Source organism: Nitrosopumilus maritimus SCM1 (assembly GCF_000018465.1).
In the GTDB taxonomy this organism is placed as follows: domain Archaea; phylum Thermoproteota; class Nitrososphaeria; order Nitrososphaerales; family Nitrosopumilaceae; genus Nitrosopumilus; species Nitrosopumilus maritimus.
The window spans coordinates 629,988-643,999 of record NC_010085.1; the positions used below are offsets into that span (position 1 = coordinate 629,988).

The 14,012-nt window shown below is 34.8% G+C and carries 17 protein-coding genes; 6 read left to right on the top strand and 11 right to left on the bottom strand.

Translation table 11 applies throughout. The features are described from left to right. Positions 1-49 precede the first annotated feature (49 nt). From NMAR_RS09690 to NMAR_RS03695, 3 genes are all read right to left on the bottom strand, one after another. Positions 50-187 (bottom strand): hypothetical protein, encoded by a 138-nt coding sequence (locus tag NMAR_RS09690; protein ID WP_187146563.1) that lies wholly within the window; start codon positions 185-187, stop codon positions 50-52. 39 nt (positions 188-226) lie between these two features. Then, complete coding sequence (locus NMAR_RS03690) at positions 227-568, bottom strand: hypothetical protein (RefSeq protein ID WP_012215072.1); 342 nt, start codon at positions 566-568, stop codon at positions 227-229. 234 nt (positions 569-802) lie between these two features. Further along, a complete protein-coding gene (locus tag NMAR_RS03695; RefSeq protein WP_148680079.1) occupies positions 803-991 on the bottom strand; it encodes a hypothetical protein in 189 nt (62 codons plus the stop codon). 202 nt (positions 992-1,193) lie between these two features. On the opposite strand from NMAR_RS03695, the gene NMAR_RS03700 reads away from it, so the two are divergent. Genes NMAR_RS03700 through NMAR_RS03710 form a run of 3 tightly spaced genes read left to right on the top strand, consistent with a single transcriptional unit; the run spans position 1,194 to position 4,340 of the window. Next, complete coding sequence (locus NMAR_RS03700) at positions 1,194-2,075, top strand: tRNA (adenine-N1)-methyltransferase (RefSeq protein ID WP_012215073.1); 882 nt, start codon at positions 1,194-1,196, stop codon at positions 2,073-2,075. A 44-nt stretch (positions 2,076-2,119) separates the two neighbouring features. Then, the gene (locus NMAR_RS03705; RefSeq protein ID WP_012215074.1) at positions 2,120-2,983 is read left to right on the top strand and encodes an NAD(P)H-hydrate dehydratase; all 864 of its coding nucleotides are present in this window, start codon (positions 2,120-2,122) and stop codon (positions 2,981-2,983) included. A 4-nt stretch (positions 2,984-2,987) separates the two neighbouring features. Further along, on the top strand, positions 2,988-4,340 hold the full coding sequence (locus NMAR_RS03710) for a M20/M25/M40 family metallo-hydrolase (RefSeq protein WP_012215075.1): 1,353 nt from the start codon (positions 2,988-2,990) through the stop codon (positions 4,338-4,340). Here NMAR_RS03710 and NMAR_RS03715 read toward each other — a convergent pair. Next, entirely contained in the window at positions 4,337-4,753 is a 417-nt protein-coding gene (locus NMAR_RS03715) for a DoxX family protein (RefSeq protein ID WP_012215076.1), read from the bottom strand. The genes NMAR_RS03710 and NMAR_RS03715 overlap by 4 nt on opposite strands. Before the next feature lie 95 nt (positions 4,754-4,848). On the opposite strand from NMAR_RS03715, the gene NMAR_RS03720 reads away from it, so the two are divergent. Continuing rightward, on the top strand, positions 4,849-5,445 hold the full coding sequence (locus NMAR_RS03720) for an Ntn hydrolase family protein (RefSeq protein WP_012215077.1): 597 nt from the start codon (positions 4,849-4,851) through the stop codon (positions 5,443-5,445). 9 nt (positions 5,446-5,454) lie between these two features. Here the strand turns inward: NMAR_RS03720 and NMAR_RS03725 are convergent, their stop codons facing one another. The 5 genes from NMAR_RS03725 to NMAR_RS03745 form a co-directional block, all read right to left on the bottom strand. Continuing rightward, entirely contained in the window at positions 5,455-5,931 is a 477-nt protein-coding gene (locus tag NMAR_RS03725; RefSeq protein WP_012215078.1) for a PUA domain-containing protein, read from the bottom strand. Then, complete coding sequence (locus tag NMAR_RS03730; protein WP_012215079.1) at positions 5,928-6,938, bottom strand: homoserine dehydrogenase; 1,011 nt, start codon at positions 6,936-6,938, stop codon at positions 5,928-5,930. Before NMAR_RS03730 ends, NMAR_RS03725 begins: the two co-directional genes overlap by 4 nt. A 92-nt stretch (positions 6,939-7,030) precedes the next feature. Further along, positions 7,031-7,438, bottom strand: coding sequence for a peptide-methionine (R)-S-oxide reductase MsrB (msrB, locus tag NMAR_RS03735; RefSeq protein WP_012215080.1), 408 nt, complete (start codon positions 7,436-7,438; stop codon positions 7,031-7,033). Positions 7,439-7,474: 36 nt separating this feature from the next. Next, on the bottom strand, positions 7,475-9,091 hold the full coding sequence (locus NMAR_RS03740; RefSeq protein ID WP_148680080.1) for an FAD-dependent thymidylate synthase: 1,617 nt from the start codon (positions 9,089-9,091) through the stop codon (positions 7,475-7,477). 32 nt (positions 9,092-9,123) lie between these two features. After that, a complete protein-coding gene (locus tag NMAR_RS03745; protein WP_012215082.1) occupies positions 9,124-9,417 on the bottom strand; it encodes a hypothetical protein in 294 nt (97 codons plus the stop codon). Between the two features lie 133 nt (positions 9,418-9,550). On the opposite strand from NMAR_RS03745, the gene NMAR_RS03750 reads away from it, so the two are divergent. Continuing rightward, positions 9,551-10,429: a CdvA-like protein gene (locus NMAR_RS03750; RefSeq protein WP_012215083.1), complete on the top strand. Its 879-nt coding sequence runs from the start codon at positions 9,551-9,553 to the stop codon at positions 10,427-10,429. A 54-nt stretch (positions 10,430-10,483) separates the two neighbouring features. After that, positions 10,484-12,400 carry an acetate--CoA ligase gene (gene acs / locus NMAR_RS03755; RefSeq protein WP_012215084.1) on the top strand — a complete coding sequence of 639 codons (1,917 nt, stop codon included), beginning with the start codon at positions 10,484-10,486 and terminating at the stop codon, positions 12,398-12,400. On the opposite strand, the gene NMAR_RS03760 is transcribed toward acs, so the two are convergent. Next, entirely contained in the window at positions 12,397-12,921 is a 525-nt protein-coding gene (locus NMAR_RS03760; RefSeq protein WP_012215085.1) for a PAS domain-containing protein, read from the bottom strand. The two genes, acs and NMAR_RS03760, sit on opposite strands and share 4 nt — an antisense overlap. Before the next feature lie 41 nt (positions 12,922-12,962). Then, on the bottom strand, positions 12,963-13,985 hold the full coding sequence (fen, locus tag NMAR_RS03765) for a flap endonuclease-1 (RefSeq protein ID WP_012215086.1): 1,023 nt from the start codon (positions 13,983-13,985) through the stop codon (positions 12,963-12,965). Positions 13,986-14,012 lie beyond the last annotated feature (27 nt).

The following is a 14,012-nucleotide window of genomic DNA, read 5'->3' on the forward strand; positions in this document are numbered from 1 at the left end:
AAACCACTCAGAATATCTGTAATATATGCATGTTATAGAAAAAAGAGATTTAGTGGCTGTGTCCACAACCGCAGGAGTCATGTCCATGACTACCTTGTGATTCCTTTCCGTCACATCTAGAGCATTTGTCTGAACCTGTTGCAGAGAAAAATCCTATGCCACAAGAGACACATTTTTGATTTGCCATGGGTTTAATGAAAAATTACTGTATTTATTGAATACTGATTTATCCGCTTGGTCTGGCGCTTCCTACTTCGCCTTTCTTTTGGAATTTTCTGTATTCACCTATTACTCCACTACATTTTTCACAGACATATTGCCCTCTTTCAATTAAGATCAAATTGTCTGCAACTTCTTCATTAGGACTTTCTTCTAACTGAATTTTTGGTGGATTATCAAATTCTGTTTCACAATTATTACAATAGTGTTTGAGCATTTTTTCAGTTTCAATTTTTCCAATTGGAGCCAAAAATAATTTTCCAACACCTAGATCTGCTTTTTTAGCTTGCTCATCAGTAAGGTCTGCAATAACATATCCTCCAGAACCTTGAACTTTTAATTCTGCCATTTCACATTGTTCTTTTTTTAGTTATTAAAATACTATTTGTGATAAAATGATGATTGTTGATAACAACGAGACACACGGAAAGCGTATTTTTTTCCTAGGACGTTGACCTAACATGAAACGCTTTCCATACCATCACTCTACGACGCAGAACAACGGTTTTCTCGTTATATAATATACGTCAAAATGATATTTAACAATGATCATGATTATCACCTGATGCCAACCTTGTATTCATCATGAATTGATGAACACTTTGGAATTTGATACAGTTATCATTTCTGCCATTGCAATTGGAATTTTTTCTTTTTTTGCAACATCTGCCAATTCGTTTTGGTGTTCTTCTCTCAAATGTTTTAGAAATTCTTCTTCTTCGATGTTGTTCTGTTTGAAATTACATTCTGGAAATACACAGTTGAAATTCAATTTTTACTCTCTAACTCTTTGATTTTAGCCTCAAGTTCTTGAATTTTTTTTCGTAATTCTATATTTTCATCTCGAAGTGAATCTATCTCTCTTTGGTGTATTTCACTAAGATCCATAATTTTTCTCATCTGTCTGTAAACTTAAGCGTAATGTTTGCTTTCTCAAACCATAGGTTCTTATCTAAAATTTCTCAGCAAAATTCATGGATAAAATTAAGCAAAATTCTCCTGTTCTGTTCTACTTTAATCATTCAAAAAAATGGCTCGTTAAAATATCAAAAAAAGACTCCCTTCATACACATATTGGAGTTATCAAACACTCTGATGCTATTGGAAAAGAATATGGTTCTAGATTAATCACAAACAAGGACAAGTATGTCTATCTTCTCAAACCAACAATGTATGACTATGTAATGAAAATCCAACATGGAACTCAGATAGTCTATCCAAAAGATATTGGTTACATTATTGCAAGAGCTGGAATAGAGAGCGGTCAAAAAATTTTAGAAATCGGAACAGGTAGTGGCTCACTTACATCTTGTGTTGCAAGTATTGTAAAACCACGTGGACATGTCTACACATTTGATGTTGATGAAAATTTCATGAAGATTGCAGAGAAAAATATCGAAAAAGCTGGAGTTTCAAAATATGTAACACAACACAATCAAGATTTGAAAACTGCAAAGAAGATGCCTCTCAAAGACATGGATGTTGCACTAATTGATCTTGGTGATCCATGGATAGTGATTCCTCAAGTTCGAGAGATGCTAAAGGGCAGCGGTTCTATTTTTGCAATCTGCCCTACAATGAACCAATTGGAGAAATTGACTATGACTCTAGTTGAAAATGAATTCACTGATATTGAATCAACTGAACATATTTTGAGAACCATCGAAGCCCGTGAAGGAAAAACAAGACATTCATTTCAAGGCATAGGTCATACAACCTATCTCTGCTTTGCAAGAAAGGCATTTTTTGGCAGAGATGCAAAGAAATCTTCTTCAAAAACTAGCAAGCCTACTTCTAAAACAAGCAAAAAGACTGTCAAAAAAGCCGCCAAGAAAACAAGCAAGAAAACATCCTAACTCTCAAAACAAGATTTATTCATCTATTCATTAGAGGTATCATATTGGCACGAAAAACACTAACTACTGCACTTGTGAAAAAATTCATTCCATCTAGAAAATCAAAATCCCGCAAAGGTGAGAACGGTATTGTTCTAGTTGTTGGTGGAAGTTACATTTACCACGGTGCCCCCATACTGTCTTCGATTGCTGCATTACGTTCTGGCACTGATTTAGTTTACACATCTGTTCCAAAAATCAATGTTGCATCTACTCGCTCTGTTTCTCCTAATCTGATTGTAATCCCCCTAGTTGATCAAAAATTAACTCGTGGTGCTGTAAACAAACTCTTAGGTGCATTGCCACGAAAACTTGATTCTGCAACAATTGGAATGGGTCTTGCAATTCAAGAAAAAAATGCACTTTTGCATCTTGTAAAATCTCTTTTGGATAGAGATGTACGATTATCCCTTGATGCAAGTGCGCTGATTCCAGAAGTTTTGCCGTTGTTAGCAAACAAGAATGTAGTCGTTACTCCTCATGCTGGTGAATTTAAGAGATTATTTGGGCAAGTTCCTTCCAATTCTAAAAATGAGAGAATCAAACTAGTAGAGGAAAAAGCAAAAGAGTTTGGAATTACAGTTTTGCTTAAGGGCTCAACTGATATTATCTCTAATGGAAGTACCACCTATCTTTATGAGAAAAAAATTCCTGCAATGACTGTTGGTGGAACTGGTGATGTACTATCTGGATTGGTTGCAGGGCTTTTATCTAAAAACAGAAAACCATTAGAATCTGCTGCTGCTGCTGCATTCATTAACGGATTAGCAGGAAAAGTAGTTCAAAAGAAATTAGGACTACATATGACTTCGATGGACCTCCTACCTGAGATTTCAACTGTCATGAAGCCCTTTGATAAAATAATGTGATATAATGAATCCTCTAAAACATGTTGATGATCACATGGAAGATTTGATTTCAGATCTTCAGACATTAATCAGACAGCCTAGTGTTTCTGCAAAAAACGAAGGAATTGAAGAATGTGCAAAACTAGTTCAAAAATTATTAAAAAAATCTGGTGTAAAATCTGAAATTTTGAGATTGAAAAAAGGAGTTGCTCCTATTGTGTATGGAGAAGTAAAATCAAAACAAAACCCAAACAAGACTCTGATGTTTTACAATCATTATGACGTTCAACCTGCAGAACCCTTTGATTTGTGGGATTCTCCACCATTTAGTGGAACTAGAAAGGGAAACAAAATCTTTGGACGCGGTGCCACTGATGACAAAGGTGAACTAATTACCCGAATCAAAGCAGTTGATGCTTGTCTAAAAGCAACTGGTGATGTTCCATGTAACATAAAATTTGTAATTGAAGGTGAAGAGGAAACTGGTAGTGCGAACATTGAAGACTATCTAAAAAAATACAAAAAGAAATTTTCCTGTGATGGTGTTATCTGGGAGTTTGGTTATGTTGATGCAAAAAATCGGCCTATCATTGGACTTGGAATGAAAGGATTGCTTTTTGTTGAATTGTCTGTTAAAGAGTCTACTCGAGATGCTCACTCTAGTTTAGCAGTATTGATCAAAAACCCTGCTTGGAGATTAATTGAAGCAGTTCATTCTCTACGTGACTCTAATGGAAAAATTCTGATTAAAGATTGGTACAAAGAGGTAACTCCACTATCAAAACAAGATTTGAAATTGATTCAAAGTGAACCATTTGATGAAAATGATTTCAAAAAAGAATTTGGCATCAAATCTTTTGTTGGAAACAAAAAAGGACTTGATGCAAAAAAGGCTCTAGTTGGAGGGGCTACTTGTAATATTGCAGGATTTGTGTCTGGCTATACGGGAGATGGAGCTAAAACTGTACTTCCCTCAGAATCTCTTGTAAAAATTGATTTTAGATTGGTTCCTAAAATGGACCCAAAAAAACAAGTTATGCGTTTGAAAAGACACCTAAAATCAAAAGGATTCTCTGATATTGGCATCAAAGTTTTTCATGGTGAAGCCGCCGCTAGAACAAATTCTTCAAATCCATTTGTTTCTCAAGTAAAAGATGCAGCTGACAAATCCTTTGGAACATCAATTCTCAATGTTTCTAATGCTGGTACTGGTCCAATGTATCCATTTGTAGAAATTCTAAAAGCCCCCTGTATTGCAATTGGAAGCACCTACATGTTCTCAAGAATTCACTCTCCAAATGAATTTGCACGTGTTGATTTGCTCAAGAAAATGACAAAATGTGCATGTCTAATAATGGATAATTTTGGAAAATCCTAGTGAATACATCTAGGAATTTTTTTAATTGCTTGTGCTAGCGATATTCTTCCTGGCCCTGCAATCATAATTACTAGAGATGCTGCAAGCAAAATAACATCAAATTCTACTCCTCCATCCCCTGTCATGCTTTGTGCTCCTTTGATGTGAAATATTGCACCTATCATAACAATTGAAAGCAATGCTCCTGAAAATCTACTGAGAACTCCAATTATTAACAAAATACCTGGTACAACTTCTGCAAGTGCAATTGGAATTTGCATCTCTGGAGGTAAACCCATGTTTGGCAAAGCATTTGCAAAGCCTGGATTAAATTTCATCATTCCATGAAGTATGAAAATTACTCCGATTGCAGATCTTAAGCCCATAAAGACTACATCGTTGAGGATGCTTCCTTTAATCTCTGCTGTAGTCATGTTGTCATGCGTGTTTTTTTAGTATAATTATTTTGCCCATAGATTATTCGTAGAATGTAGAAAGCCCTTTATTATGTGGCAAAATTATTTGAAATATGTCAATGTATATGCCAGGAGCAACTGCTGTTGGAATTACTTTTGACGGTGGCGTAGTTTTTGCTAGCGAAAAAAGGATCGCATTTGGAAACTTTCTTGTAAGTAAAACCACAAAAAAGACATTTCCTATCACTCCTAAAGTTGGAGCCACATGTGCTGGTCTTGTAGCTGATATGCAAATTTTATCCCTACAAATTGCAGCCCTTGCTAAAATTAGAAAAATGGAACTCAAAAGAGACGTTCCTCCAAATACTGTTGCCAAAATGATGTCAAATATGATGTATGAGCGAAGATATTTCCCATTATTGACTCAGGTAATTGTTGGTGGTGTTGTCGATAAACCAATTATGTATACTTTGGACCCATTAGGTTCTGTATTGCCAGATGAATATGCTGCAGTTGGCACTGGTGCTGAAATGGCATTAGGTGTACTTGATCCTCAATTCAAACCAAACATGACTAAAGATGAGGCAATTGATTTAGCAAAACGTGCAGTACGTGCAGCATCACTTAGAGATTCTGCAAGTGGTGATGGTGTAGATGTTCTTGTCATTACCAAAGACGGTACTGAAGAATTTACCGAAGAAATCAAATAGATTTTAAAATTAATCGTAAATCGTTTTTCCAGTTTCCCAGAATTTATCTGAAATGTAATGTAGATTTTTCAAAACTTCGCCCTTGTCCATTTTTTCTACTTCTTCACTTGAAACAACTGATTTTCCTACTGCCAAAAATTTGTGTTGGGATTCTTCAACAATACAAACTAGCTTATCTTTTTCAAATTCTGTAAATGATCTAATCCCTGGTCTCATCAAGTTTGCACCTTTGCACATGAATTTGACTGCACCCATGTCTACTGTAACACTAGGAAATTTTTCCAGAGTCTCTGTTTCTGATAAAAATGGTAAATAATCATCGTTGATTTTTAGAATCTTGATACCTTTTCCAGTTATGATTTGTGCATCATCTAAAATTTGATGTACTTTGAGATTTTTGATTTTGGGAAATTCAATTCCCCATTCTTCTGAAACTGTCTTTAAGAGTGCAGATGTCTCACTCTTTGAAATTAGATTTGATTTCAAGTTCTGGCAATCTCTTGTCTAATGTCTAGCAAATCTCTTAGTATGGAACTTGCAGTCTCCATGCCTCCTGCACCACGTCCAATAATTGTCTGTGTGCCTGAATGCTCTGATGTAAATGCAATTGCATTAAGTGTACCATTTACACATAATGGATCATCATTTGGAATTTCTTTTGGAGCAACTATCAATTCTTTATTGCATGATGCAATCAGTTTTACTGCACAATTGTTTTTCTCTGCTTTTTTGATATCTTCTGTGGTTACTTTGCGAATTCCAGTACAATTAATGTCTGGCATTGTAACTTTCATTCCCATAATCCAATTTGCAAGAATCACTAATTTGGCTGCAGCGTCAAGTCCGTCTAAATCTAATGCTTCATCTGCCTCTACGTAGCCCTTGTCTTGGGCATCTTTTAGTGCATCTTCATATGAAACTCCTGTTGCCATGTTTGTTAGGATATAGTTTGTAGTTCCATTTAGAATGCCTGCAAATGATGTGATTCTTTCGCCACTAAGACTGTTTTTTGCATAATCTAGAATTGGTGTTCCCCCACCTACGGTTCCACTAAATTTGAACATGACTCGATTGTATGTTGCAAGCTCCATTAATGATGGAAATGCTAGTGCCAGAGGTCCTTTGTTTACTGATATTACATGCATTCCTTTTTTCATTGCAGTGATAATGTGTGTCATTCCAGGTTCAGCATCTTTGTAGTTGCTTGCAGTAGTTTCAATGAGCACATCTGCCTCTACATTTTTGAGCATGTCAATACCTGACATTGTATTTTTTGTATCAGCGTAATTTTTTACAGTTCCAAATTTTTTCTTAACTTCGATGAGTTTGTTTAACTCTAATCCTGAAGAATCCATTGCACTCCCTTTACTGTCAAACACTCCCACTACTCTAGGTTTGAGTCCATACTTTGCATACAGGTCTTCTGCTCTGGATTCAAATAATTTTACTAAACTTTGGCCAACAACGCCAAATCCACATAATATTATTCTCAAATTACGTCATTCCTTTTACTATGATTGTTGCTCATTTTCTTTTTCATTTGATTTTCTTATCATTAAATGTGTTTTATTAATAATTTTTGAAATTATTGACTTTCTTCATCTTTTTCATGTTGTAATGAAATTGAATTGATACAATATCTCTGGTTTGTAGGCTTGGGACCATCATCAAAAACATGTCCCAAATGTGCTCCACACTTGTTGCAGTTAACTTCGGTTCTTACCATTCCATATGATGTGTCAGATATGTACTCTATCTTGTCTTCTGAAAGTGGTTCCCAAAAACTTGGCCATCCTGAACCTGAATCAAATTTTGCGTCTGATGAGAATAATTCTTCTCCGCAACAAGTGCATTTGAACTTCCCTTCCAGTTTTGTATTGTTGTATTTGCCAGAAAATGGCGGTTCGGTTCCATGATTTATGCAAATTTCGTATTGATCCGGTGTTAGTTGATCCTTCCATTCCTCAGGGGTTTTTCTAATTTTTTCTGACATGTCTTAATTTACTTTTGAAATTATTTGAATATTCTTCTATTTTAGCTTCTTTCTTTTTTCTTCAGTTCTTTTCTCTGATTCAAATCTCTCTAAATCATACTCTTTCATATCTACAAACTTCATAATTTTACTCAAATTTGGATGAACCTTGTTAATTTGTTGGAACATTTGTTGTGCAACTCTTCTATAGTCTACATGACCTTGAGGAACTGTTCTTAATTCAATTAAATGACATGCTTCTCTTAAATTAAATTTCATAAAGTAAGGATAATTGTATGCAAAATTTACTACATATTGTCCTTGCTCTGGATATTTTTTTCTAATTTCATCAAATGTTTCTTTTGTTTTGTTCATACAATCTTTAAAGTCCTTTTCAATCCCAAGAATCTTTATTTCATTAGGTATGTTGTATCCATGATCTGTTGTAAGTAGTTGTCTTTCTAACGTTAATGCTCTATGTCTGTGAAAATCTCTGAACATTCCAAAATTATTGTACAAATCAAATGTGTAATAGATATTCTCAAATGCTCGTGATGGTCTGTGCCTTCTATTTGTTCGAAGTTTTGCAAACTCGTCAATAATTTTTGCTTTATTTTGCATTGACATTTTTTTGACTTGCTGTAAAATGTCTTGATATGATGTACTTGGTGATTGTTCATACATTATACTGGTAATTATTTTATCAATTGCAGTTTTCTCTGATTCGTAATCTACTAACTTTGTCCTTGTTCCTTTTTTTGGATTTGATTTAATCTGTTTTGAAGAAATTGTTTTTGATTTATTTTTTACATCTCTGAGATATTTTTGAAATGCTTTTCCATGTTTGTCATCTGCTCTTCGAACAAACGATTTGATGATTTTATCGAGCTCTTTCTTGATTTTTGAGGCTAAATCTTGCTCTTCTTTGAGCTCTGATGAGCCTAAAACCGTTAGTAGATATTCAAACGCACGTCCATTGCCTGTAATTCCAACATTTGTCAAAGTTGATGCAGGTAGCAATCCTCTCAAAATATCTAATGCTTTAGCTTTAGTAGAACCCCTGTAAATCATATTTGCAGATTTTATGTCACTTTCATTTTTCAATTTAGAAAATGATTTTTCTTTTCCATCTCTAGAATCTTTAAAATTATATTTTTCAATTGGATATTTTTCTCTAACATAATTTATCATTGGTTCAATGTTTTTTGAATAAACATCAAATGAAAAATTACATGTATCTTCATACATGTCTGCAAATTTTGATTTCATGATTTCTGGATCTCTATAAAATCTGTATTTTCCATTTTCTTTTTTATTCCATGCAACATATCTTGATGATTTTTCTAAATATGATAACCCAATTCTTCTATCTTCGATTTTTTTTACTGCAATGTTTGACAATCCTTCAATTGCAATTTGAGCTTCTCCAAGTTCTGCAACTGAATCATCTCCATATTCTAAAAGTACTCTGTTGTAAAATTCCTCTCCTCTGTTTTTGTTATTTAGAAATTCGTCAAGAAAAATTCGTCTCATACTTTTGTCTGTTCTACTGTATCTTGACATCAATGCACCACGATCAACTTGTTGTGGTGTTATTATGGCAAACACATTGCCATCAGTATTTGAAAAATGATCTGATAGAATCTTTTTTTCTTTAACTGAAAATTCTGACAATATTGATGTCAGGCTTTTCAATTATTAATAGTCTATTTCTTTTTTCCAATTTGAATTAGATCGGGGGCCTTGTCTTTGTCACCTTCTTGACCTTTTGCTTGCCATCTAAGTAACACTTCTTTGAATGCTGCTGCATCAGCTTCATTTTCAGTGTACATCAAAGTGGTGACCCAAAAACCATTATTGGCAGTTTTTCCTCCAACAGAATTCATCCAAAAATCACTTGGCAAATTCTCCATGATTTTACTGTCTTTTTCTTTAGCAACTTCTGACCATCTGTTTGATACAAAATTCAAAATTTGTTCAAGTTCTTCTCTTTGAATCATGTGCCTACTACTTAGGCTCTAAATTTTAAAATTTCTACAAAATACGGGATTTTGAGTTAGTAAAAATAATCTTACTAAAACTAAAAAGAATTCTTACACTTTGCTGGTTATACAAATCTCTAAAGTTACACACATGACCCAAGACGATATCGAGATAATCGGTAAAAACGTCAAAGACATGTACGGAACATTCATGGGTAAAGTCGCAGGAACAATAACTGACATTGACGGAAGTATTCAATCCGTTGGCGTTGACTGCGGTTCTCAAGGATTACAGCAAATCCAATATGAGCAACTAGTAGTTCAAGGCGATGTAGTTATTTTCATTCCAAAATGGAGACTCGACTCTCAAAGACTCATTCGTGAAAAACAACTAACTCTACGTCGTCTAAAGGCCTTGATTGATATTGTTTCAGAAAATGATGACATGAAAGAAGATGCAGAAATAATTCATGAAAAATACAAGTCAAAACTTGTATCATTAGATGAGACAGAAAGTGAAATCAAAGCCAAACTTGAGGCAAGATTGACTGAGCTAGATGAACAAATGAAGTCTGCAAAAATGTTATCATTTGATGCAAAAGTACAATTCAAGAGCAATGAAATCTCTGAAGAAACATTTGAAACCGTGAAATCATGCACAACTGAGGTAATTGAGCATGTTACTCACGAAGTATCAGAAATTGAAAATGTTAAGAGTAGAATTGCAGACTTGGGATTGGAAGTACAAGAGATAACAGCCCCTCCTACACCAGACATCCAAGAATCAGCCGTTTCATATCTGGAGACAAATGAACCACAACAAGTAGTTCAAACAAGTCTTCCGGAAGCACCAACAGAACCCGTTACAACACCTTCAGAACCAATTGAGGTAAGTGCAGCCCCTATGCCAGAACCTCCAACAGAATCTGAAGTAACATTTGCATTTCCAGAACCACCTCAACAGGTGACACCAGAGACTCCAAAAGACGACAACGATAATGATTGGCTTGCTAGAATGGAAGCACAATAATTTTTTTAATTATTTTTTTAACATTTAGAAGGATCATAGCTCATACACTTTTTGATGTCTGATACCTACAATATTGGGCTTGGAAATAATGACACTGACACTAGAATAAAGGCTGATTCAGATTTTGTTTCATTTTGGAATGATCAGGCAAAAAACCTAACTTGGTTTTCTCCTTGGAATGAGACTTTGGATTGGCAGCCACCCTTTGCAAAATGGTTTGTTGGAGGCACGATTAATGCTTCTCATAATGCATTAGATGTACACCAGGACTCAAAATCTGAAAAACCTGCTATCCTATGGGAGGGTGAGAATGGTGACTCTAGAATTCTCACATATGGCCAGATACTCACTGAGGTCCAAAAATTCTCAAATATTCTCAAATCTCTTGGTGTGGAAAAAGGTGATCGTGTTACTTTGTATCTTCCAATGATTCCTGAATTGCCAATTGCAATGCTTGCGTGTGCTAGAATTGGCGCAACTCATACTGTTATCTTTTCAGGATTTAGTGCAACATCAATTAGAGATAGAGTTGATGATTCAAAATCCAAAGTTATAGTTACTGCTGATGGTGGTTATCGTCGTGGAAAAATTGTAAAACTAAAAGAAGTAGTTGATGAGGCAATTGAAGACTTTGATTTTGTAAAAAATGTTGTTGTTGTAGAGAGAACCAAAAATGAAATTCCAATGACTTGTAAAGATAAACTTTGGAATGATTTAATGAATGATGCATCTGATAATTGCCCTGCAGAAAAATTAGACAGTGCACACCCACTTTACATTTTGTATACTTCTGGAACAACTGGAAAACCAAAAGGTGTTTTACATGGTACTGGCGGATACTTGACTCATCTTTATTCTACTTTCAAATGGGCATTTGACATTAAAGATTCTGATGTGTTTTTTTGTACTGCTGATATTGGGTGGGTAACTGGACACAGCTATGTTGTTTATGCACCATTACTACATGGCGCAACTGAAATTATGTATGAAGGCGCACCTGATTTTCCTGACGCATCAAGGATGTGGGATATTTTACAAAAATACAAAGCCACAATTTTCTACACCACCCCAACTGCTCTTAGAATGTTTATGAAGTTTGGAGACGACATTCCAAATTCCTTTGATCTTTCTACATTACGATTGCTTGGAACAGTTGGCGAACCAATCAATCCTGAAGTTTGGAGATGGTATTTCAAAACCATTGGTAAAGAAAAATGTCCAATCATTGATACTTGGTGGCAAACTGAAACGGGAGGAATGTTGATTTCCCCACTTCCTGGCCTTGAAACAATTCCTCTCAAACCTGGCTCTGGAACTCTTCCAATACCTGGTGTGAATATCACTGTTGTAGATGAAAATGGCAAAGATGTTGAGCCTAATACCAAGGGATATCTTGTTGTCAAGAACCCTTGGCCTGGAATGCTTTTGACATTGTGGGGTGATGATGAAAAATACAAGACAGTATACTGGTCAAAATACGAAAATTGCTACTATCCTGGTGATTACGCACTAAAGGATGCAGATGGATATCTTTGGTTACTTGGACGTGCTGATGATGTTCTAAAAGTTGCAGGTCATAGAATTGGAACTGCAGAACTTGAAAGTTGCATTGTCTCGCATGATGATGTTGCTGAGTCTGCTGCATGTGGTATTCCTGATGAAGTAAAAGGTGAAGTAATTATTGCATTTGTTGTACTAAAAGAAGGCATTAACACTGAAACCAAAGTTTTAGAAAAAGAACTTGTTGAAAAAATAAGAACCGATATTGGTGCTATTGCTACTCCAAAACAAATCTACTTTGTATCTAAATTGCCAAAGACAAGAAGTGGAAAGATTATGCGTCGATTACTAAAAGCAATTGGAAATAATGAAAAGATTGGTGATGTTAGTACTCTGGAAGATGGCGCTGCTGTTATTGAAGTTCAAACTGCTTTTGATGAGATTCAAAAATCAATCAAAGAATCAAACTAGATTTTTTTCAAGTCAATTGTAGACAACATTTCAAACATGTCCTTGAGTCCATCGTACTCTGATTTTGATTCTTCGTCTAACTCGTTGTATTCTTTATCTTTAATCTCATCTAATCTGCTATTTGCATCTTTGAAAAATTGTTCATATTCTTTTATTTTGTCATCATTCATTTGAGTCAAATCAAAAATTACAGTATTACTTCCAAGAAGATTTTTGTTTTCATCATATAGACTGGTTGCATGCAATACCCCTGGAAATGTGCTGCCATCTTGTCTTTTGAAGATAATTTTTCTATCTGTTACTTTTCCAGTCTCAAACCATGTTTTGAGTGAATTATTCATGTCTTGCCACTCTTCTTTAGGCACGTGTTCAAAGATTGTCTTTCCTAAAATCTCGGATTTTGAGTATCCTAGATTTACTGCATATGTTGAATTACAATCAAGTATTGCTCCAATCGAGTTGATTCTTCTCCACATTACTGGTGCATCTTTGAGCGTTTTTCGTGCTTCTGTTTGTGGCATTTTTTAAAATTGTAAACACTAGTTATTAAATTGAAATATTTTCAAAACCACTGATCCAAGTTTTGGCTTTTCTTTTCTAATGCCTTTTTCAATCGATTCAATGTTGAATTTACTCTGTCTTCAGAAAAACTTCTTTCTCTTACAAGATAATTGCTCATTCCTTCATAGTTGACATTCTCAAAAACAATTTCTTTTACATCTGCAACTTCTGGATTCAAAAATATTTTTCTAATTTCTTGATAATCTATTTCTTCTAACTGCTCTTGAATTTGTGGAATCTCTTCCAACTTTGAATGTTGTTTGATCATTTTTAGTGCGGTTTTTGGACCTACTCTTTCAAATCCATTTGGATTAAAGTCTGTCCCAATTAAAATTCCAACATCAATTAATTCTTCACGTGTTAATTCTAGTGAGTCTAATGTTTTTTGTGTTTCAATAATCTCTGGAACAATATCGATGTATGTGTTCTTGTTTGGGATTTTCCTTCTACCGCTATTTGTAAAATTTCTCACCAATCTTTTTGCTCCACACAAAATTGAGTCAAAGTCTTGACTTGCTGAAGCATATGCTTGACCTGTGTTTGTGAGATGGGCTGCAGTTGCTTCCCCCTCTGATGGTGCTTCAATGTATGGTATGCCAAAATATGTCAAAAGTTGCTTTGATTCTTTTACCATCCCATCTTTCATACTTGTTGTCTGTTGAGCATATTTTCTAGCATCTTCCATATTTCCATCTGCAATTGCTTTTTCATATTTTATGGTTGCATCCATTTTGATTTGTTTTCTACGCTCAATTTCTGCTGTTTTTAGAGATGGTGGTTTTCCATCAAATACGTAAACTGGTTTTATTCCTAGAGATAGAAAATTTACATTTCTGTACAGTAACCCACTGAGATGACTAGTAATTCTGCCTTCTGAATCTGATAATTGTAACCCGTCTGGACCTCTTATACTTGCTAAAAATTGGTAGATAGCATTGTATGCATCAATCGCAATTACTTTGTTTGAAAATGCCTCTAGTGTGGTTTTTTCTCTGACAACTAAATCTTTTAGATTTAATCCCATGAGTTACTGTTATTCTCTAATGGTATT

Coding starts and splice junctions, on each gene's coding strand:
- NMAR_RS09690 (WP_187146563.1), bottom strand. CDS start 187: ATGGCAAATCAAAAATGTGTCTCTTGTGGCATAGGATTTTTCTCTGCA.
- NMAR_RS03690 (WP_012215072.1), bottom strand. CDS start 568: ATGGCAGAATTAAAAGTTCAAGGTTCTGGAGGATATGTTATTGCAGAC.
- NMAR_RS03700 (WP_012215073.1), top strand. CDS start 1,194: ATGGATAAAATTAAGCAAAATTCTCCTGTTCTGTTCTACTTTAATCAT.
- NMAR_RS03710 (WP_012215075.1), top strand. CDS start 2,988: ATGAATCCTCTAAAACATGTTGATGATCACATGGAAGATTTGATTTCA.
- NMAR_RS03715 (WP_012215076.1), bottom strand. CDS start 4,753: ATGACTACAGCAGAGATTAAAGGAAGCATCCTCAACGATGTAGTCTTT.
- NMAR_RS03720 (WP_012215077.1), top strand. CDS start 4,849: ATGTCAATGTATATGCCAGGAGCAACTGCTGTTGGAATTACTTTTGAC.
- msrB (WP_012215080.1), bottom strand. CDS start 7,438: ATGTCAGAAAAAATTAGAAAAACCCCTGAGGAATGGAAGGATCAACTA.
- NMAR_RS03745 (WP_012215082.1), bottom strand. CDS start 9,417: ATGATTCAAAGAGAAGAACTTGAACAAATTTTGAATTTTGTATCAAAC.
- NMAR_RS03750 (WP_012215083.1), top strand. CDS start 9,551: ATGACCCAAGACGATATCGAGATAATCGGTAAAAACGTCAAAGACATG.
- acs (WP_012215084.1), top strand. CDS start 10,484: ATGTCTGATACCTACAATATTGGGCTTGGAAATAATGACACTGACACT.
- NMAR_RS03760 (WP_012215085.1), bottom strand. CDS start 12,921: ATGCCACAAACAGAAGCACGAAAAACGCTCAAAGATGCACCAGTAATG.
- fen (WP_012215086.1), bottom strand. CDS start 13,985: ATGGGATTAAATCTAAAAGATTTAGTTGTCAGAGAAAAAACCACACTA.